The organism is Paenibacillus sp. Root444D2 (assembly GCF_001426375.1).
GTDB lineage: Bacteria > Bacillota > Bacilli > Paenibacillales > NBRC-103111 > Paenibacillus_E.
Window position 1 is genome coordinate 110,016 of sequence record NZ_LMEO01000008.1, and the last position, 19,294, is coordinate 129,309.

The following is a 19,294-nucleotide window of genomic DNA, read 5'->3' on the forward strand; positions in this document are numbered from 1 at the left end:
TCGCACATAAAGAGGAGAATCTCTTCTCCCCTTCATGTGTTTTCCAAATCTGTGATTAGTAAATATTATAGACCTTTTTTAGCAATGAAAGCTACTAAATCAACAACACGGTTCGAGTAGCCCCACTCGTTATCGTACCAGGAAACCACTTTCAGCATGTTGTCGCCAACTACCATTGTGGAAAGAGCATCGATTGTGGAGGAAGCTGGGTCACCATTGAAGTCGCTGGATACAAGCGGATCTTCTGTGTAATTCAAAATGCCTTTAAGAGGGCCTTCGGAAGCTTGTTTCAGAGCTGCGTTTACTTCGTCAACTGTTACGTTAACTTTAAGCTCAACAACCAAATCAGTTACGGATACGTTAGGTGTAGGAACACGCATAGCCATACCGTTCAATTTGCCTTTAAGTTCTGGAAGAACAAGACCGATTGCTTTTGCTGCACCAGTGCTGGAAGGAATGATGTTCTCAGCTGCTGCGCGAGCACGACGAAGGTCTTTATGAGGAACGTCAAGCACGGATTGGTCATTTGTGTAAGAGTGAACAGTTGTCATCATACCTTTTACGATACCGAAGCTATCGTTGATAACTTTCGCGAAAGGAGCCAGACAGTTTGTTGTACAAGAAGCGTTGGAGATAATTGTATGAGCTGCTGGATCGTATTTATCTTCGTTCACACCAAGTACGATTGTGATATCTTCGTCGGAAGCTGGAGCGGAAATGATAACTTTCTTAGCTCCGCCTTTCAAGTGAAGGGCTGCTTTTTCTTTAGCTGTGAAAATACCAGTAGATTCGATAACGATTTCTGCGCCTACAGATGCCCAAGGCAGGTTCCCAGGGTCACGCTCAGCAAAAACTTTGATGGAACGACCGTTAACGATCAATTCGCCTTCACCAGCTTCAACTGTAGCGTCTAGTTTACCGTGAGTTGTGTCATATTTGAGCAAATGAGCCAATGTTTTAACGTCAGTCAAATCGTTTACTGCAACGATCTGTACTTCTGAATTGTTCAAAGCTGCGCGAAATACGTTACGACCAATACGTCCGAAACCGTTAATACCTACTTTTGTTGTCATAGCCAATTCCTCCTAAGATTAAATAAATAATTATATTTCAAAACGCAGCTGATGAAGGCATACGTTATGATGTCTTTCGTCTTTATTAAAGATGTTTCATAATCTCCAAAGCTGCTGCCTCATCGGTTACAAGAACATCTTCCTGTCCATGACGAAGCACGGAAGCGATCGCTTCCCCCTTACTCTTCCCGCCGGCTACACCAATAACGACTTCAATACGCTGAAGATCCTCCAGACGAAGCCCTACGGTTGGCATCTTGTGAACCACATTCCCTTGGCGGTCAAAATAGTACCCTAACGCCTCTGCGAGAGCACCCTCGAGTTCCAGACTGCGTGTCGTCTCAGCGTCCACCTTACGTCTGCGTGCCATGACCATAGCATCCCCGATACCGTGTACAACGATGCGACAACTGCGAACAGCGTCAACAACTTCTTGAATTTGCGGATCTTGGATAAGCGATTGGTACGCTTCCTCCCCGAGATGATCCGGTACATGCAACAATCGGTATTTACCGCCTGTTTTCTTGGCCATAATAGAAGCAATGGTGTTCGCCTGCATATCCACACTTTCACCAAGTCCACCGCGAGCCGGTACGAACCAGCTGCCTTTCATGGAAGAGGATATCGCCAGGTTATTGGCAATCTGCGCCATCGTAGATCCGCCGGTTACAGCGATGATATCATCTTTGGATACGTACTTGCGGAGTGCTGCTGCACCTGCACGTCCTAGCTCCTTCTTCGTAAATACCGAAGTGTCGGAATCACCAGGAACAACAATCACTTGCGAGATGCCATATGACTTAGCAATACTTTCCTCCAAGTCCGTTAATCCAAAAGCCATCTTAATGATGGGCTGCATGTCCTCGAGCAATTGACGACCCGATTCACTAATCTTCATCCCTGTTGCATCCGATTCGAGAAGTCCAAGCTCCTTAAGGAAATCAACTTCCCCGCGCAGCACGCGTTCGGTCATATCGAGCGAAGAAGCTAACGTTCTGCGTCCGACAACACCGGAGACTAAGATATGATGTAGAATCGAGTACCGCTTCTTCATGATGTCCATGAGATCCGGCAAGAGCTGTTTCTGAATGTCAAGAATTTCTCTCATATGACGACTTATAACGCTCCTGATCCGTCGATGGACGTTTTATGTCCCGGGTATACATTTTGTGTCCCACCCGGGCGAAAAAAAAGTTCCTTACTCAATTTCCAAATCAGAAAGAGGAATTCACTGAAGATTATTCTGCGTGAATGCTTTCTGATAGCTTACTATTTCATTATAACCAATTCTCTTTCCAGATTCAACATTTGTTCAAACATTTTTCACTAATATGGGCTGAAAGGGCTTACTGTCTTGCTTTTTCTGGGCGTCTGACATATAATAACCCTTGCTTCACTTATTAACTTTTTATGCGCCCGTGGTCCAATGGATATGACGTAGGCCTCCGAAGCCTGAGATAAAGGTTCGATTCCTTTCGGGCGCGTTCCTAAGAATTACAGCAGAATCAGCACCAGATTGGCCAAAATCAGCATCCTTGCTGATTTTTTTTATTGTTAGTTTGACCTTTCTTGACCTTCAGAGGTTTTTTCGTTATCATACTTGTAGATACTGTAAACAGTATGTACAAAGGAGATCAATTTCATTATTCTATGATCACATTGACTCCACGCATCAATCTTTTAAACCATGTACCCACCCCAAGGAGGTCATTCTCATGAGTTTTATTCCTATGGTCGTCGAACAGGACGCGCGCGGTGAAAGAGGGTATGACATCTACTCTCGCTTACTGAAGGACCGCATTATTTTCTTAGGCACGGGTGTCAACGATGTTGTGGCTAATTCCATCATTGCTCAGCTACTTTTCTTGGCCGCACAAGATCCTGATAAAGATATCTCGCTTTACATCAACAGCCCTGGCGGATCCATTACAGCTGGTATGGCTATCTTTGACACGATGCAGTTCATTAAGCCAGACGTATCCACGATCTGCGTTGGTATGGCTGCTTCTATGGGAGCATTCCTCCTCACAGCAGGTGCCAAAGGCAAACGTTACGCCTTGCCTAACAGTGAAGTCATGATTCACCAACCACTCGGTGGTGCTGAAGGTCAAGCCTCCGACATCGAAATCCGCGCTAAGCGTATTTTGAAAATGAGAGACAACCTGAACAAAATCCTAGCAGAGCGCACGGGTCAAACTTTCGAGCGCATCGAAAAGGACACAGACCGCGATAATTTCATGAGCGCTGCGGAAGCGGCCGAATACGGACTCATCGATAAAGTTATCGAGCGCGTCTAATTTGTAAAATAAAAACCAGCCTGCGGTGACTGCTCAAATGAGCAGTTCTGCGGCTGGTTTTTTCATTGGATCTCCCCGCTCTCCCCTTCTCACCGCCGCCGTAAGCTTGAAAAAAAAGAGCCTCCAGAGACACTAGTGTTATGCAACACTGGATTCTCCAAAGGCTCTTATCTATTCAAACTTATCTTAATTCTTCTCATCCAATGGATAGAAAATCAGGTCAATCGGGAATGCCGAGCCTGCCGGAGGCGTGAACTCGATGTCCAGCGCGTCTTCCGTACCTGTTGTACGAGCTAGCACTTCCATTCCGTCAAATGCTGTAATGACACCGGAATAAGGAACCGGAATGATTTCACCGTTTATTTTGAATGGTCCTTTGAACACGCCACCTTTGGCCATAATCATAACAGCCATTTTGCGCGGCTTATCCGCATGGATTTTATAGACCACGCCATAATTACCGCCGTTCTCTACATTCTGCTTACGCATCACGTCATACCCTTTAATGAACGGATCCGTCTTATTATCACCAATCGTTAGTACCGACGTTTTCGTGAAGCTTGTGGCGTCTATATCCCATTTAATTTCCGATGTCGGGAATGTCCCGCGTACGTGGCCTGTGAAGCCCAATAACGGAAGCTCCTGCGCTATCGTTGGCGTCAGCATGCGATCCGTCACACCGAATGAGATTTGCAGCTCACCGTCTGTTTCTACATCATAAAATAAGTTCACGCCCTGTCCCGGATAGAAGTCCGGAAGCTTCGCATACACGTAAGTCTCATGAGGAGGCACTGTCAGTTCGTCCGTATACACATTGCCTAGAAGGAAGTCTACGGACGCTTCGCTACCGATCAAATTCGCATAAACGGAGGGATACACCTCTCCTTTATTCGTTGTCTTGATCTTAACCGGTTTATCCGAGTTATTCGTTGCGAATATCGCCATGGTCATCTTCTGCTTAGTACCGTTGATGTGATCGGCATACAGTCGCGCCTTACCATTGATGTTATCGCGGTACAGAATACCGCTCTCTGTAAATTCCTCCGGACTGTCACTCACTAGCAGCGTACGCCCTGGAACTTCGGTTACTTTCTTAGGCAAAGGAGCCATCTCATTGAAATGAGCCCAAATCGTGCCCCAGTCTGACTTGATGAAACCACCAACCGGCTTCATATAAATCGGGTATTCCACTTCAGTCAAATAAGGTTCATTAACCACCGTTACAAAGCTTTTGAACAATTTACTTACATGTCCGTGACCATCTTTAACCGTCAACGTAACCGGATATTTACCTGGTTTGAAAAAGGCTTCCTGATTACCTGCCCAATCATAGGATGCAATACCTTCTGCATCGGGATCATAGCTAAGATCGAGATACTTCACAGGCTCTCCAAGACGGTATGTAGGCTTTGCTGTTGTAAACTTAGCTACAGGTCTGGAGTTGCTATCCTGGTCAATGTAGATGCCTTCAGGCGTCTTAAAGTGTACGATTTCCACTCGGCGAAGTTCGTTGTTATATTTATACTTCGCGCCCATATAATCGGCTAACCAAGTTAGCTTCACCAGAAGCTTTCCATTAACGATCGCAGCAACCGAGTTAAAATCCGTATCTACCCCATTGGTCGTCACGGTCTTATGATCAGCATCGAGAACGATGTTGTAACCCGGAGGGGTCATCTGAATGGTCCGCGAAGCATCATTCCATTCCACCTTGAAACCCATTGTATCCCCAAGGAACTTAGCAGGGACAAATGTACTTCCATTGATTATCGTAGACGGAGACTCCAAATGGATTTGCTCCTCATTCACGAAAGCTTCTGACTTATCGATATAAAGTAAAATGAAGGACGAGCTTGTCGATACCGCGTAAGCTGCCGGCGCTGTTATCGTACTAGCAAGAAACACGATGAACGCAAGCAGGAGGGTAACCTCTTTTTTTAGCGAATTCAATTTCATTCTCTTCTCTGGCTCCTTTAACATTTAAATGCAGCACGGCAGAAACGGCAAATAGCCCTTTCCTCCGCCAGCCACGTACATTAGACGTCGACAAGAGAAAAAGGTTGCTAATTTCCCTAATTGTTAACAAATTTGACACTTATTAAACTTTGCTGTACTGTACGGCCACTTCACTCGCAAAAAAGCCTCCTCGAGAGGAAGCTTTTGAAGGATTATTGGTTTTCCAATTCTTCCTTGCTAACTAATGTGACTAAAGCGTTTACAGCCTGCTCGGCGTCCGAACCTTCTGCACTTATGAAGACTTCGGTCCCTGTACTGATCGCAAGACTCATAATTCCCATGATGCTTTTCGCATTCACTTTCTTTTCATCCTTCTCAACAAAGATCTCGGATGAAAATTTATTCGCCTCTTGAACAAACAATGCCGCAGGTCTGGCATGAAGTCCTGTTCTCAACTTCACAACGACTGGACGTCTGGACATGGAACTAATTCCCCCTAATATGGAGCTTATATGAATTACTATTGATAACAGTGCTATACCCTATGTTTTAACATTATAGCATTTTTCCCCGAAGTACACTAGAAAAAATGAGAAAAACTTATAGATGCGCTGTACAGGGGCTTCTTATCTACGAATTCCGCTGTTTTTCAGCCAATTCGTCGATTTTCCGCAGACGATGATTGACGCCGGATTTGCTTACACTGCCCTTAAGCATGTCGCCAACTTCCTTGAGATTCAGATCGGGGTGCTGAAGTCTTATTTCGGCAACCTCTCTTAGCTTCTCAGGCAAGCTATCCAGTCCAACCTCCCTTTGCAGGAGGCGGATATTTTCGATCTGTCTAACAGCAGCACCAATCGTCTTGTTGAGGTTCGCTGTTTCACAATTGACAATGCGATTCACCGAGTTACGCATATCCTTCATGATCCGGACATCCTCAAAGCGCAGAAGCGCTTGATGTGCCCCAATGATACTTAGAAACTCGATAATCTTCTCGCCTTCCTTGATATACAAGACGAAACCTTTTTTGCGTTCGATGCAGCGGGCATTCAAATCGAATTTGTTCGCAAGCTGTGACAATGCCTTACAATGCTCTTCGTAAATCGAGGCAATCTCGAGATGATAAGAAGAACCCTCGGGATTATTCACCGAGCCTCCAGCCATGAATGCCCCGCGAAGATAGGCCCGTTTGCAGCAGTTGCCTCGAATGATCTCTTTGTTAATTCCCGTGGTGAAGATGAACCCTTCGGAAACAATTTTCAGATCACTGAGGAGCTCTTGAACCTGACCAGGAACTCTAACGATGTACACGTTATTCTTCTTCAAACGCATTTTTTTACGCACGAGCAGTTCCGTGTGTAATTTGTACGTCTTTTTGATTAGCGTATATATCCGCCTAGCAATAGCTGCATTTTCGGTGGAGATATCAAGTACGACGCGTTGGCTGGTTAGCTGCACAGATCCATTCATTCGAATCAAAGCCGACAGCTCCGCTTTCTCACAACATGCTTCCGCATCTGTAATTAGCGTTAATTCTTTTTTGGTTGTTGCCGCAAAGGACAAGGGACTCACTTCTTCCTTAACATCCAGCTTTCGACGAGCTGATAAATATGATCACTCAATTTCTCTGCATCATGACGAAGGTAGGTACGAAATAGCACGAGTCGATCAGCAATAATCCGATACCCTCTCTTCGTGACTTCTTCTAGGTCCAAATGAACCGCTTTCGAACCCTTTTCCGCATATCTCGCCTGGACTTGCGGAGGGATTTCCCCATTGTTCACAATCACATAGTCAAACAAATGTTGGCCCAGGTGATCATAAATGGCATCCAGGTGATCGCTGACCGAGTAGTCGTCGGTTTCGCCTGGCTGTGTCATCACATTGCAGATGAACAACTTTACAGCATTCGATTTCACAATCTCTTCCGCAATCCCAGGGACAAGTAGATTCGGCAGCAAGCTGGTATATAAACTACCGGGGCCGCATAATATAGCATCCGCCTCACGTATAGCTTGAACGGCTTCAGCTAGCGGTGTCACATTAGCCGGCTCGATGAATACACGCTTGATGCGTCCATCCGCTTTTGGAATCTTGGACTCGCCTACGACTAAGGTACCATCTTCCATGATCGCTTTCAATACGATTGCTTGATTCGATGCGGGAAGCACCCGACCTCGGACAGCAAATACCCGATTCATTTCTTGAACCGCAGTGACAAAGTCACCTGTAATATCCGTAAGTGCTGCTAGTATTAGATTTCCCAGACTGTGTCCAGCTAAACCTGTACCCACTTGAAATCTATATTGCAGAATAAGCGACAGCAAGGGCTCGACATCAGCAAGGGCCGTTAGCACACTGCGAATGTCACCTGGGGGCGGCATCTGCAATTCATTCCGGAGAATACCTGAGCTTCCTCCATCATCCGCTACCGTCACAATGGCTGTAATATCAACCGGTTTCTCCTTCAATCCTCTAAGCATAACCGAAAGACCTGTTCCACCGCCAATAACGACTATTCTGGGCTTGCGTTGTAATTCAACATGTTCCATACTTCTTTCACCCTCTTAATCGTAGGACTGCTTATACACGGTCCCGCTCGGCGTCTCGATGACTCAAACGCACGGTTTCGGTTTCGCTGTTCCCCATCACCTTACCGAGGTATTCAGTGATGGCGACGGATCGATGTTTACCTCCAGTGCAACCTATGCCTACAACAACCTGACTCTTGCCTTCTTTCTTATATTGAGGCATTAAGAAATGCAGCATATCGAGCAGCTTATTCAGGAACTCTTGTGTTTCGCTCCACTTCATCACGTAGTCATATACATCGGGATCTTGACCTGTCTGCGGACGAAGCTGTTCCACATAGTGTGGATTCGGTAAAAAGCGAACATCGAAGATTAAATCAGCATCAATAGGGACACCATACTTAAATCCGAAGGAGATTACATTTATAGATATGCGGTTTGTTTCCAAATTGGTAAACCTGGAAATAATTCTTTCTTTGAGCTGCACCGGCTTAAGCGTGCTTGTGTCAATAACCTGTGTGGCTAAGCCTTTCAGCTCTTCAAGCAGTTTACGCTCAAGACCAATACCTTCAAGCGGCGCTCCATCAGGAGCTAGCGGGTGACGGCGGCGGCTTTCCTTATAACGCTGTACTAGCGTCGCATCGGTAGCATCTAGGAATAGAATTTCATAACTAAGCGTGTAATTCTCTTGAATATAACGAAGCGACTCCTGAAGTGCAGTGAAAAATTCACGCCCTCGCAAATCAATCACCAGTGCCACTTTGCCGATTTTCCCCATCGACTGCTCGATCAACTCAGCAAATTTAGGAATCAGCACAGGAGGGAGATTATCGACGCAGAAGAATCCTAGATCCTCTAGACTCTGTACGGCAATCGTCTTACCTGCACCTGACATTCCTGTAATTATGACCAGTTTCGCTAAAGGGTGGTTTTCTTCCATGAATGACACCTTCCTTTGGAGTGCTTCTCGCAGGCCAACTCAGATTCGCTAACCATACGAACAGTTCATACTACGTCTATCTTAAATTCAAACCAGCAGCGCCTACGATGCCCGCGTCGTTACCGAGTGTTGCAGCAACGATCTCAACACCTTCAGAGGCTGTCTCTGGCGTGTATTTTTTAAAGGTTTCACGAATCGGTTGGAATAAAATTTCCCCTGCTTTAGAAACACCACCACCGAGTATGAATCGTTTCGGGTTAATAATAACAGCCATCGCAGCCATCGAACGTCCAATATAATAGGCAGCACGGTTCACGATGCGCAGGGATACTTCATCTCCACTCTTCGCTGCATCGAAGACATGCTTCGCTTCAATCTTCTCATGAAGAGCTAATGACGTTTTCTCGCCGCGTTCAACCGCTTCATTGGCCATACGAACGATGCCTGTCGCCGAAGAAACAGTTTCTAGACAACCCATTTGTCCACATCCACACTGAATCGCTTCAATGTCTGGTACAACGGACATATGCCCCAGCTCTCCAGCCATACCCGTAGAACCTTGATAAATTTTCCCGTTAATAATAATCCCGCCGCCAACACCTGTTCCAAGCGTATAGCAAACCACATTTGGAATTCCTGCTCCGCTGCCTGCCCAAGCTTCGCCTAACGCAGCTACATTGGCATCGTTGTCAATTTTAACTGTTTTACCAAGAAATTCTTCCAACATTTTCTTCGCAGGGACATTGTGCCATAGCAAATTTGGAGAGAATTTGACGAAGCCTTCCGGAATATCCATGAATCCGGCTAAACCTGCGCCAATACCAGCCACTTGCTCCCATTCAAACGGAGACTCTTCGACAATTTGGCGTACATACTGCGCAATTCGCTCAATTACAAAATCAGAACCATTCTCCGCGCCTGTAGGGCCTTCAAACGTATGCAGCAGTTTTCCCTGCTCGTCGCAGATACCCACTTTGATATTCGTACCGCCTAAATCTACACCGATATAAATCTGATCTGACATTGCAAGGTCACCTCATGAATATTCATATAATTTTCGGGAATATGCTCCTGTTCCAACTATAAGTCAAGCCTGTAAACTGGTCAAGATTCAACAGCTCCCAAAGAAATGAGAAAACGTGGAGAGATTAGCCCTCCACGTTTGCTGTAAAGACTCCAGACCACTTACAGCGACTGGCTCCAATCGTGTACGATGTTGCCTTCTAGGAACTTTTCAGCTTCCAGGGCAGCTGCGCATCCACTTCCTGCCGCTGTAATCGCTTGGCGATACTTCGTGTCTTGCACGTCACCACAAGCAAATACTCCAGGGATATTCGTCTCCGTCGTTCCCGGCTTCACAATAATATAGCCTTGCTCATCCGTATCGATTTGTCCACCTAAGAACTTCGTATTCGGTGTATGGCCGATAGCTACAAAGATACCATCCGTTTCGATGATTTCATCTTCACCGGTTTCGTTATTTTTGACCTTTAGGCCTGTTACACCTTTTTCGCCAGCTACAACTTCAAGCGGTGTATTATTCAGTGCCCATTTCACTTTTTCGTTGCCGCGAGCACGGTCCTGCATAATCTTCGAAGCGCGCAGCTCATCGCGACGGTGGACTAAGCGAACTTCCGAAGCAAAGCGAGTAAGGAAATTCGCCTCTTCCATGGCGGAATCACCGCCACCAACAACAACAATCTTTTTGCCGCGGAAGAAGAATCCATCACACGTTGCGCAAGTACTTACGCCGCGTCCGATGTTTTCTCTTTCATTGGTAATTCCCAGCAATCTGGCAGAAGCACCCGTGGAGATAATCAGTGTTTCTGTCTCGATCTCGCCGAGACCTTCAACTTGCAGCTTAAACGGACGATTCGTCAGCTCAACAGAGTTCACCCAACCGGTTTTGAATTCGGCGCCGAAACGTTCTGCTTGCTTACGCATATTTTCCATTAATTCAGGACCCATAATCCCTTCAGGGAAGCCGGGGAAGTTCTCTACTTCGGTAGTAGTGGTGAGCTGTCCGCCTGGCTCTGGCCCCTCTATAACGAGTGGGCTAAGGTTGGCGCGCGCTAAATAAATGGCTGCTGTTAGACCGGATGGTCCTGTTCCTACAACGACTGATTTGTACATATGGTTTCCCTCCTAGGTGCTTTCCTCAGGAAAGCTATCTACGTAAGCATCGCCTGTGTTTTGCTTCAGCAAGACAGCCTTCGTATGCTCCGCTTTATTGTGCTTCCATGCGAGCAGTTGAAACCGCCGCTTTATTTATGTATGAAAGCCAAGTCTTTCGACAAGGCAAAAGACTGGCTATCAAATACTCGTGAATTTGTTGAAAATAGCTTCCATTTTCTCACGTAAACCGCACGTGTCATCAATCAACTTTACATTGCGGCTTACTGTCGAGACTGTAACGCCATAGCGTGTAGATACTTCCTGGTAGGAAATAGCTCGGCGATGCATTTTGGCGATCAAATATTCTAACGCTGCTGCCCAGCCCTCTGATTTATGAATCTTAGGCACGCCTGGGTAGATCTTCGTTAGAAATTCAACCCATAGGATTTCCAAATCATACTGTTGAACCATATCATAGCGTTTGTGCATATGCGACAGCGCCGTTTCCATCACACTCTGCCATTTGGCATCCCAAATAGGCAAATGCGGTGAGTATGGAGAGGCTTCCACCGTAATCTCTTGATTCTCAAGATAAGCTGGAAGTGACTCTCGGATCCCCATGCTGCGGAGCACGAAAATGGCGACTCGTTTCAAATAGTCATCCTCTTGACGATCTAGGATGAAATCCTGTAAAGCATCTCTCACTTCATTATCAGCAATTAAGCCGAACGCTTGGATCACCTGCAGCTTCGTCTCGATATCGCCATGGCGCAAAGCCCAGAAGAAGGAGGATCGCACTAATGGATCTTTCTTCAGTTGGTCTGGGATTCCTTGCGTGGATTTCTCCAATACCCTAAACTGCTCTTCGAAAGGCAGATGGTAATGGTAGCTCCACGTTAGCGGCCCTTCGACCTTCTCGCGTGAGCGCAGCTGCTCCAAGTAAAACTTGGAGATTTCGGCACCAGGATCAAGCTTCTCGGCTTGTTTCCAATAACGGTAAGCTTCGCCGAATCGACCGATGTGGCTGGCTGCTACTGCTGCGTAATGATAGAGGCAAGGGTCTGCTGTTCCGTCTCCTGCTTTAAGCAGTCGCTTAAACAAGTGGTATGCCTTCTCATGCTCAGAAAGGATACCCATTGTTGTAGCAAGCTTGAACACATGATCCTGCTGAAAAGGAAACGTCTTGCACAATAGAGATGTTAGCTCAGCTAACTCCTCCTTGTTACCGAAATGCTGATGGAAAATGGCCATGTTACATAGCGCATGCAGATTTCCGGCATCGATGTCGAGCACCGCACGAATCGTTTCCATCGCCTTCTCAAACTGACCCATATAGTAATAAGCAAGGGCCAGATTGTTGCGGGCAGCTGTGAATTCAGGCTGATTCTTCACCAATTTCTCTAACTGCCTCACAGCTTCAGCGAATTTACCCTCTTCGAGAAGCGCACGGGCTTTATCATGCTCGAAGAGCCCTTCTCGACTCTTAATGCTAGTGAGAGGGGCGGGACGTTCAAGCTCGTAGCTCAGCATTTCCATCATTTCTTCGGACTCATCCATGAATTGACCTGTTGGGTCAGTTTCCAAATATCGAACCAACGCTTGTTCGGCCTGCTCGAAATTTTCCATGTTGGCATAGTTGTTTGCCATATAAAAGTGACATTCCGTCATCTCGGGATCGATCGTATCAAGGACATGCTGCAGAATTTGGTTCGACTCGTCATAATTGCCCATTTCGGAGAGAACTCCTGCGAGATTACAGTGATTCACAGGGTTATCCTGCTCATACTCTGCAGCTCGCCGGAAATATTTCAATGCCTTATCATAATGAAACCGATCCAAAGATTGAACCGCTCTCTCGAAAAAGAATGCGGCATCCATGTTAATTGAGATAACTTTAGGCTTTGGCGCTTCGGACACACGCTTAATCTTTTCCATAGCAAGACACCTCCGGCAATTTGATTACACTCAAATTATACCATAGATCGCTTGGAAGCCAAAAACATAATCCGAAGGTAAGATCTGGTCTATAGTTCTGGTCTTAATCTCCGCTCTAGACCCTCGTGCAATAGTGGCTTTAAAAGTCGGCTTTCAAAACCGAGAAGGTTGAACGAAATCCGAGGAACGAGGAACGGAGCGTAGGTAAGCCTACGTGAGTACCACAGTTCCCGGATTTCGTTCAAGATTCGACGCCGAATCCACTTCCCTGCTTAATCCTCGTTTTCAAAGTCGCCTTTTAAAGCTTCCTTATACGCCGCCGTATTTGAAGAGGGAGGATAGGGATCCACCTTCGTTGATAATGCGAATCGCATCAGACAACAGCGGAGCTACTGAAAGCACATTGAATTTATCGGAATGTCCTTCCGGAATCGCAATGGAGTCCGTGATGATAACTTCCTTAATGCTAGGATGATCTAAACGCTGCAGGGCAGGTCCGGAGAACACAGGATGTGTCGCACAGATATATACATCATGCGCTCCTCTTTCCTTCAGACTCTCAACAACGTTGACAATCGTCGTACCGGTATCGATAAGATCCTCGATAATGATCGGTGTACGTCCTACAACATCACCAATGACGTGAGTAATCACAGACTCATTGTGTTCTGGGCGTTTCTTAATCATCATCGCGAAAGGCGCATCGAGAATGTTCGCCATTTTTTCAGCGGTTGTCGCACGTCCCGCATCCGGAGATACGATGATCGGGTTAGGTAAGTTTTTCTTCTTGATGCAATCACTGATAAGATCAAGAGCGGTCAGATGATCCACCGGAATATTGAAGAAGCCTTGAATCGCAGGCGCATGAAGGTCAATCGTTACAACACGAGTTGCACCTGCTGCACTGAACAAGTCAGCTACTAATTTAGCAGAAATCGGCTCACGGGGAGCAGCTTTACGTTCTTGACGAGAGTAACCATAGTAAGGGATGACAAGGTTGATCGTTCTTGCAGAAGCTCTTTTCGCCGCATCCATCATGACCAAAAGTTCCATCATGTGCTCATTAATCGGATGGGAAAAAGTTTGTACCAGGAATACGTCACAGTTACGAATCGTTTCTTCGTAAAGACAGTAAATTTCTCCGCTTTTAAAACGGGAAAGCTTAATTTGTCCAAGCGGCTGGCCGAGCTCTTTACAAATACGTTCCGCAAGCTTCGGATTCGAAGATCCGGAAAAGATTTTAACATTGTCGCTATGCATGGTTAATGGTTACCTCCGAAGGTTCATTAAATAGATTATACAGTTCCTACTCATTATACATGAAACATGTCGAAATTAAAAAGTCACAAGATGTCGTTTTCGGGCAGAAAATGTGGCTATTTCGTTAAATCCAACGGATTTCAAGAGTTCCCTAGCTTCGTCCAAATATTGGGACAACCGATCCGGCTGGTGCGCGTCCGATCCTATCGTCAGTGGAATTCCCACCTTATGACAATATTCCAGCATTCGGCGGCTCGGGAACATCTCTTTACACGGATGGCGCAAGCCAGAAGCATTCAGCTCGATCGCAAGCCCACATTCTTTTACAGTGTCCAGTGCCGCCTTCTCAAGTTCCCATGTATCACGATCCGGGACGTAACCAAAGCGTTTAATCATATCGATATGACCGATATAGTCATACAGTCCGGTTCGGACTGCTTTCTTCACTGCCTCGTAGTATTGGGTATAAACGGCGTAAATATCCTTGCCTTCCCAACCCGCTAGCTGCCTAAAATCAGAAATATCCCACTCGCCAAGGAAATGGACAGAACCGATAACATAGTCCCATGGGTACGCTTGGATAATTGCGGCAATCTGCGTCTCATAGCCTTCGATATAATCGCCTTCTAGCCCGACACGGATATCAATCTGATCTTTGTACTTCTCTTTAAGATGCAGACACTCCTCTACATATCGAGGCAGCTCTTCCATCGGCATGGCCATTTCCGGCCAATAAGTCGCAGGGTCCACATGCAAAAGCGGCATATGATCCGAAAGCCCCAACTGTGTGAGCCCGATCTCGATGCCGCGTTTGACGTATTCCTCCAGTTCCCCGGAGGCGTGACCGCAGCGCACATGATGTGTATGATAATCAATCAACATCGTGAATTCACTCCAGGTCGTTTTTATTTATTTTTTGACGTGCCGATTGGCCAGCTCTTTCATTATATCATCCAAAGGTAATTTATTATTACGTAAAAGGACCATTAAGTGGAAAATAAGATCACTCGCTTCATAGCGAAGCTCATCGTTATCTTTGTTTTTGGCTGCGATAATCACTTCGGCCGTTTCTTCGCCGACTTTTTTGAGAATCTTATCGACACCTTTTTCGAAAAGATACGTTGTATAAGCACCCTCAGGGCGCTCAGCGTCACGCGAAGCAATAACAGCCTCCAACTCGCCAAGGATCGCGAAACGATCACCAGCAGAGGCAGTAGGTGCATCTTCTTGTGCAGAACCTTCTGTTTCTAGGGGGATATTAGCTGTGAAGCACGTATAAGTACCATTGTGGCAAGCAGGTCCCACTTGTTCCACGAGAACCAGAAGTGTGTCTGCATCGCAGTCGTAACGCAGTGATTTTACTTTTTGTGTATGACCGGAAGTTGCCCCTTTGTTCCACAGCTCCCCGCGGGAACGACTCCAGAACCAAGTATCACCCGTTTGTATCGTACGCTGCAATGACTCGCTATTCATGTAAGCAAGCATGAGCACTTCTTTGCTGACTGCGTCCTGTACGATGGCAGGTACAAGACCCTGTGCATCATAAGTAATCTGATTTATTGAAAATGTCATCGGATTTCAACCCCTTTACCTTTAAGGTCGTCTTTGACCCCTTGAATCGTTAACTCTTTATAGTGAAAAATAGTTGCCGCCAGCCCTGCATCGGCTTTGCCTTCGGTAAATACATCGTAGAAATGTTCCGCTTTGCCCGCTCCACCGGAAGCAATCACAGGAATCGTGAGCAGCTCGGACACGGCACGCGTTAGCTTCAAATCAAAGCCGTCCTTCGTCCCATCCGCATCCATGCTAGTAAGCAGGATTTCTCCAGCGCCAAGCTCTTCCATACGTTTCGCCCACTCCAACGTCTTAATGCCAGTGGCGTTGCGTCCGCCATGCGTGAACACTTCCCACTCGCCCCACTCTGCATTAAATTTCGCATCAATGGCAACGACAATACATTGGGAACCGAACTTCCGCGCTCCATCCGAAACCAGCTGAGGATTACGAACCGCCGCTGTGTTGATTCCGATTTTATCCGCTCCGGCGCGAAGCAGGCGTTTCATGTCGTCCACACTGGAGATGCCGCCGCCAACGGTGAAAGGGATCGTAATCTCTCCTGCCGTTTGACGGACAACCTCTACCATTGTCGCCCGTCCTTCCACCGAAGCCGAAATATCGAGGAACACCAGTTCATCCGCGCCCTCTTTATCATAAATCGCTGCCAGCTCCACCGGATCGCCTGCATCGCGCAGATTAACGAAATTAACGCCCTTGACCACCCTGCCATCCTTGACGTCTAGGCAAGGTATAATTCTTTTGGCTAACATGATGGCACTTCCTTCCTAAGCTAAACTTCTAATTATGAAAAACAAACTGGAATGCTAACCCAACACACAATATAGCTCCCTAGCTTTGCACCGAATAAGAGTCTCTAAAAGCTTCTATTTTTGCAAAACTGGCTAAATCACTCCAAATAAGAGTCTTTCCAGACTTCTATTTCCCCAAAACCATTCCTATTCACACTTTTCGCCCGGAATAAGAGTCCCTAGAAGCTTCTATCTGTGTCTAACCCGCCCTATCGCACCAAATAAGAGACGATAAAGACTGTTATTTGCTAACACACATAGCGAGGAAATTATTAAGCAGCTGCATGCCGATGTCTCCGCTTTTTTCGGGGTGAAACTGCATGCCGTATACGTTGTCTCTGCCTACAATGGCCGTCACTGGCTGATGGTAATCCGTTACCGCCAACAAGTCGCTTTCGCGCTCCGGCTTCGCATGATAGGAGTGGACGAAGTACACGTGCCCTTCTTCGATACCTTGGAAAATCGGACTCTCATTTTGCTTGGTGACTAATCGATTCCAACCCATATGCGGCACCTTGTAGTCGCCGCGGAAGCGAACGACCGAGCCAGGCAAAAGAGCAAGCCCCTCATGATCCCCATGCTCCTCGCTGCTGGCGAATAACAACTGCATACCAAGGCAAATGCCTAATAGAGGCTTACCCGATTCCGCATAACGGATGACGACATCATTCAAGCCCGACTCGCGCAGCTGCTCCATCGCATCCCCGAATGCGCCTACACCTGGCAGGATAGCACCCTCAGCTGCGAGGATCTGCTCAGCATCCCCTGTTACAACAGCTTCGTAACCTAAACGCTCGACAGCCTTGCTTACGCTGTGTAAATTGCCCATCCCATAATCAATAATTGCGATCATTCCTACAGCACTCCCTTCGTCGAAGGAACCCCCTGCACACGAGGATCAATCGATGTCGCTTCATCTAGCGCTCGGCCTAAAGCTTTAAATACAGCTTCAATCATGTGATGCGTGTTTTGTCCGTAATGCACGATAACATGCAGCGTGATACGGGCTTCAAGAGCAAACTTCCACAGAAACTCTTGAACAAGCTGCGTATCAAAACTGCCCACAGTTTGTGAAGGATACTGCGCACGATATTCGAAATGCGGTCTATTGCTAATGTCGATGACAACTTGAGCAAGGGCTTCATCCATAGGAACGAACACGCTGGCATAACGTTTAATCCCTTTTTTATCGCCTAGTGCTTCACGAAGGGTTTGACCTAAGCAAATGCCGATATCTTCAACCGTATGATGATCATCGATCTCGATATCGCCTTTAGCATCAACGTTCAGATCGAACTGTCCGTGTTTCGTGAACAAATCAAGCATATGGTTCAAGAAAGGAACATCGGTTTGGATCTCAGAAACCCCTGTTCCATCTACTTGAAACGCGAGGGCAATGTCAGTCTCATTCGTTTTGCGGGTTACACGCGCTGAGCGAGTGATCCCTTTATCTTGTTCAGCCATTATTTCAACTTCCCTTCCTTCTTGAGTCGGATCTCTACCGCTCTAGCATGACCTTCCAACCCTTCGTTACGGGCCAGTGTCATAATCATTTCGCCATTTGCGATCAGCGCTTCCTTGCTATAGTGAATAACGCTTGATTTTTTTAGGAAATCGTCCACATTCAGTGGCGATGAAAAGCGAGCAGTGCCATTCGTCGGCAGCACATGATTGGGCCCAGCGAAATAATCGCCGACGGGTTCCGTGCTGTAGGCGCCGAGGAAAATAGCTCCAGCATTCTCAATGCGAGGCAGCAGGTTAAAAGGCTCCTGTACCAGCAGCTCGCAATGCTCGGGCGCTAAACGATTGACAACGTCAACGCCCTCGTCCAAGTTATCCACAAGGAGTATAGCTCCTTTGGTTGCTGTGGACACAGAGGCGATCGCTTTCTTCGGCAGCACATCCAGCTGCCGCCACAGCTCTTGCCGAACCGCTTCGGCAAGCTCTCTTGATGGTGTCACCAGAATCGACGGTGACATCTCATCATGCTCTGCCTGCGCCAGCAAATCGGCCGCGACGTATTCAGGATCGGCGTACTCATCAGCAAGCACGACGATGTCCGTTGGTCCGGCGATCATGTCGATATCGACGACGCCGAATACGAAGCGCTTCGCCAGCGCGACATAGATGTTGCCGGGCCCAACGATCTTATCGACCGGCGGGATCGATTCCGTGCCGTAGGCCAGCGCGGCTACCGCCTGCGCCCCGCCTACGCGGTAGATCTCTTTCACACCCGCTTCGGCTGCTGCCACGAGGATATGCGGGTTGATGCCCTCTTCCCCCGCGGTGGCCGGAGGCGTCACCATCGCGATCTCCGGCACCCCCGCAACGATCGCGGGGATGGCGTTCATGAGCACGGAGGAAGGGTAAGCCGCCTTCCCTCCGGGCACGTACAATCCGACCCGCTTCAGCGGTCGGATGATTTGGCCCAGCAGGCTGCCGTTCGCCTGCAGGTCCATCCATGATGTGCGTTTCTGCTTCTCATGAAACGCACGAATGTTGGCGGCGGCTTGTCGCAGCGCCGCCAGGAACTCGGCGTCGACCTGCGCGTACGCCGCTTGGATCTCCTCGTCGCTGACGCGAAGCTCTGCGACGGTGACGCGGTCGAACTGCTGCGCCATGCGCCTGAGCGCGGCATCTCCGTCCTGCCGCACCTCATCGATGATGCGGCGGACGGTCTCATTTTGCTCGGGTGAGCCGTATTCGACCTCGCGGTTCAATTGAAATTCCGAGGCGGGAAGTATCCGCATCTTCATCATCCTCTCTTGATCTTGTTACTTTATCTCTTGATCTTGTTACTTTATCTATTGATCTTGTTAAA

The 19,294-nt window shown here is 47.3% G+C and carries 18 protein-coding genes and 1 tRNA gene; 2 read left to right on the plus strand and 17 right to left on the minus strand.

Annotated features, from left to right (window positions below):
* Window positions 1-65: 65 nt before the first annotated feature.
* Complete coding sequence (gene gap / locus ASD40_RS07040) at window positions 66-1,073, minus strand: type I glyceraldehyde-3-phosphate dehydrogenase (protein ID WP_057302617.1); 1,008 nt, start codon at window positions 1,071-1,073, stop codon at window positions 66-68.
* Between the two features lie 85 nt (window positions 1,074-1,158).
* Complete coding sequence (locus ASD40_RS07045) at window positions 1,159-2,181, minus strand: sugar-binding transcriptional regulator (RefSeq protein ID WP_057302618.1); 1,023 nt, start codon at window positions 2,179-2,181, stop codon at window positions 1,159-1,161.
* Window positions 2,182-2,485: 304 nt separating this feature from the next.
* On the opposite strand from ASD40_RS07045, the gene ASD40_RS07050 reads away from it, so the two are divergent.
* Together ASD40_RS07050 and clpP are read left to right on the plus strand one after the other, a co-directional pair.
* A tRNA-Arg gene (locus ASD40_RS07050) sits at window positions 2,486-2,557 on the plus strand.
* A gap of 231 nt (window positions 2,558-2,788) precedes the next feature.
* Entirely contained in the window at window positions 2,789-3,370 is a 582-nt protein-coding gene (gene clpP, locus ASD40_RS07055; RefSeq protein ID WP_029195996.1) for an ATP-dependent Clp endopeptidase proteolytic subunit ClpP, read from the plus strand.
* A 186-nt stretch (window positions 3,371-3,556) separates the two neighbouring features.
* On the opposite strand, the gene ASD40_RS07060 is transcribed toward clpP, so the two are convergent.
* The 15 genes from ASD40_RS07060 to hisD form a co-directional block, all read right to left on the minus strand.
* Complete coding sequence (locus ASD40_RS07060; protein ID WP_057302619.1) at window positions 3,557-5,326, minus strand: stalk domain-containing protein; 1,770 nt, start codon at window positions 5,324-5,326, stop codon at window positions 3,557-3,559.
* A gap of 212 nt (window positions 5,327-5,538) precedes the next feature.
* The gene (locus ASD40_RS07065) at window positions 5,539-5,808 is read right to left on the minus strand and encodes an HPr family phosphocarrier protein (protein WP_028555561.1); all 270 of its coding nucleotides are present in this window, start codon (window positions 5,806-5,808) and stop codon (window positions 5,539-5,541) included.
* Between the two features lie 148 nt (window positions 5,809-5,956).
* The gene (gene whiA, locus ASD40_RS07070; RefSeq protein ID WP_029195994.1) at window positions 5,957-6,889 is read right to left on the minus strand and encodes a DNA-binding protein WhiA; all 933 of its coding nucleotides are present in this window, start codon (window positions 6,887-6,889) and stop codon (window positions 5,957-5,959) included.
* Between the two features lie 5 nt (window positions 6,890-6,894).
* Window positions 6,895-7,878 (minus strand): gluconeogenesis factor YvcK family protein, encoded by a 984-nt coding sequence (locus ASD40_RS07075; protein ID WP_057302620.1) that lies wholly within the window; start codon window positions 7,876-7,878, stop codon window positions 6,895-6,897.
* 31 nt (window positions 7,879-7,909) lie between these two features.
* Window positions 7,910-8,797 (minus strand): RNase adapter RapZ, encoded by an 888-nt coding sequence (gene rapZ, locus ASD40_RS07080; RefSeq protein ID WP_056833528.1) that lies wholly within the window; start codon window positions 8,795-8,797, stop codon window positions 7,910-7,912.
* Window positions 8,798-8,873: 76 nt separating this feature from the next.
* Window positions 8,874-9,821: an ROK family glucokinase gene (locus ASD40_RS07085; RefSeq protein ID WP_057302621.1), complete on the minus strand. Its 948-nt coding sequence runs from the start codon at window positions 9,819-9,821 to the stop codon at window positions 8,874-8,876.
* A gap of 161 nt (window positions 9,822-9,982) precedes the next feature.
* Window positions 9,983-10,930, minus strand: coding sequence for a thioredoxin-disulfide reductase (gene trxB, locus ASD40_RS07090; protein ID WP_057302622.1), 948 nt, complete (start codon window positions 10,928-10,930; stop codon window positions 9,983-9,985).
* A gap of 180 nt (window positions 10,931-11,110) precedes the next feature.
* Window positions 11,111-12,847 (minus strand): tetratricopeptide repeat protein, encoded by a 1,737-nt coding sequence (locus ASD40_RS07095; protein ID WP_057302623.1) that lies wholly within the window; start codon window positions 12,845-12,847, stop codon window positions 11,111-11,113.
* Window positions 12,848-13,156: 309 nt separating this feature from the next.
* Complete coding sequence (locus ASD40_RS07100; RefSeq protein WP_057302624.1) at window positions 13,157-14,107, minus strand: ribose-phosphate diphosphokinase; 951 nt, start codon at window positions 14,105-14,107, stop codon at window positions 13,157-13,159.
* 75 nt (window positions 14,108-14,182) lie between these two features.
* Window positions 14,183-14,989 (minus strand): histidinol-phosphatase HisJ, encoded by an 807-nt coding sequence (hisJ, locus tag ASD40_RS07105; protein ID WP_057302625.1) that lies wholly within the window; start codon window positions 14,987-14,989, stop codon window positions 14,183-14,185.
* Between the two features lie 27 nt (window positions 14,990-15,016).
* Window positions 15,017-15,679, minus strand: coding sequence for a bifunctional phosphoribosyl-AMP cyclohydrolase/phosphoribosyl-ATP diphosphatase HisIE (gene hisIE, locus ASD40_RS07110; RefSeq protein WP_057302626.1), 663 nt, complete (start codon window positions 15,677-15,679; stop codon window positions 15,017-15,019).
* Window positions 15,676-16,434: an imidazole glycerol phosphate synthase subunit HisF gene (gene hisF, locus ASD40_RS07115; RefSeq protein ID WP_057302627.1), complete on the minus strand. Its 759-nt coding sequence runs from the start codon at window positions 16,432-16,434 to the stop codon at window positions 15,676-15,678. The genes hisIE and hisF overlap by 4 nt, the downstream gene beginning before the upstream one ends.
* Before the next feature lie 280 nt (window positions 16,435-16,714).
* Window positions 16,715-17,326, minus strand: a complete 612-nt coding sequence (gene hisH, locus ASD40_RS07120) for an imidazole glycerol phosphate synthase subunit HisH (RefSeq protein WP_057302628.1) — start codon at window positions 17,324-17,326, stop codon at window positions 16,715-16,717.
* 2 nt (window positions 17,327-17,328) lie between these two features.
* Entirely contained in the window at window positions 17,329-17,937 is a 609-nt protein-coding gene (hisB, locus tag ASD40_RS07125; protein ID WP_057302629.1) for an imidazoleglycerol-phosphate dehydratase HisB, read from the minus strand.
* Window positions 17,937-19,223, minus strand: coding sequence for a histidinol dehydrogenase (hisD, locus tag ASD40_RS07130; protein ID WP_057302630.1), 1,287 nt, complete (start codon window positions 19,221-19,223; stop codon window positions 17,937-17,939). The genes hisB and hisD overlap by 1 nt, the downstream gene beginning before the upstream one ends.
* Window positions 19,224-19,294: the final 71 nt, after the last annotated feature.

Bases quoted from the DNA above. Each gene is read 5' to 3' on its own strand.
- hisJ (WP_057302625.1), bottom strand. From the start codon at position 14,989: ATGTTGATTGATTATCATACACATCATGTGCGCTGCGGTCACGCCTCC.
- ASD40_RS07065 (WP_028555561.1), bottom strand. From the start codon at position 5,808: ATGTCCAGACGTCCAGTCGTTGTGAAGTTGAGAACAGGACTTCATGCC.
- hisH (WP_057302628.1), bottom strand. From the start codon at position 17,326: ATGATCGCAATTATTGATTATGGGATGGGCAATTTACACAGCGTAAGC.
- hisD (WP_057302630.1), bottom strand. From the start codon at position 19,223: ATGCGGATACTTCCCGCCTCGGAATTTCAATTGAACCGCGAGGTCGAA.
- ASD40_RS07085 (WP_057302621.1), bottom strand. From the start codon at position 9,821: ATGTCAGATCAGATTTATATCGGTGTAGATTTAGGCGGTACGAATATC.
- ASD40_RS07100 (WP_057302624.1), bottom strand. From the start codon at position 14,107: ATGCATAGCGACAATGTTAAAATCTTTTCCGGATCTTCGAATCCGAAG.
- trxB (WP_057302622.1), bottom strand. From the start codon at position 10,930: ATGTACAAATCAGTCGTTGTAGGAACAGGACCATCCGGTCTAACAGCA.
- gap (WP_057302617.1), bottom strand. From the start codon at position 1,073: ATGACAACAAAAGTAGGTATTAACGGTTTCGGACGTATTGGTCGTAAC.
- hisB (WP_057302629.1), bottom strand. From the start codon at position 17,937: ATGGCTGAACAAGATAAAGGGATCACTCGCTCAGCGCGTGTAACCCGC.
- ASD40_RS07060 (WP_057302619.1), bottom strand. From the start codon at position 5,326: ATGAAATTGAATTCGCTAAAAAAAGAGGTTACCCTCCTGCTTGCGTTC.
- hisIE (WP_057302626.1), bottom strand. From the start codon at position 15,679: ATGACATTTTCAATAAATCAGATTACTTATGATGCACAGGGTCTTGTA.
- ASD40_RS07095 (WP_057302623.1), bottom strand. From the start codon at position 12,847: ATGGAAAAGATTAAGCGTGTGTCCGAAGCGCCAAAGCCTAAAGTTATC.
- ASD40_RS07045 (WP_057302618.1), bottom strand. From the start codon at position 2,181: ATGAGAGAAATTCTTGACATTCAGAAACAGCTCTTGCCGGATCTCATG.
- ASD40_RS07075 (WP_057302620.1), bottom strand. From the start codon at position 7,878: ATGGAACATGTTGAATTACAACGCAAGCCCAGAATAGTCGTTATTGGC.
- clpP (WP_029195996.1), top strand. From the start codon at position 2,789: ATGAGTTTTATTCCTATGGTCGTCGAACAGGACGCGCGCGGTGAAAGA.
- rapZ (WP_056833528.1), bottom strand. From the start codon at position 8,797: ATGGAAGAAAACCACCCTTTAGCGAAACTGGTCATAATTACAGGAATG.
- hisF (WP_057302627.1), bottom strand. From the start codon at position 16,434: ATGTTAGCCAAAAGAATTATACCTTGCCTAGACGTCAAGGATGGCAGG.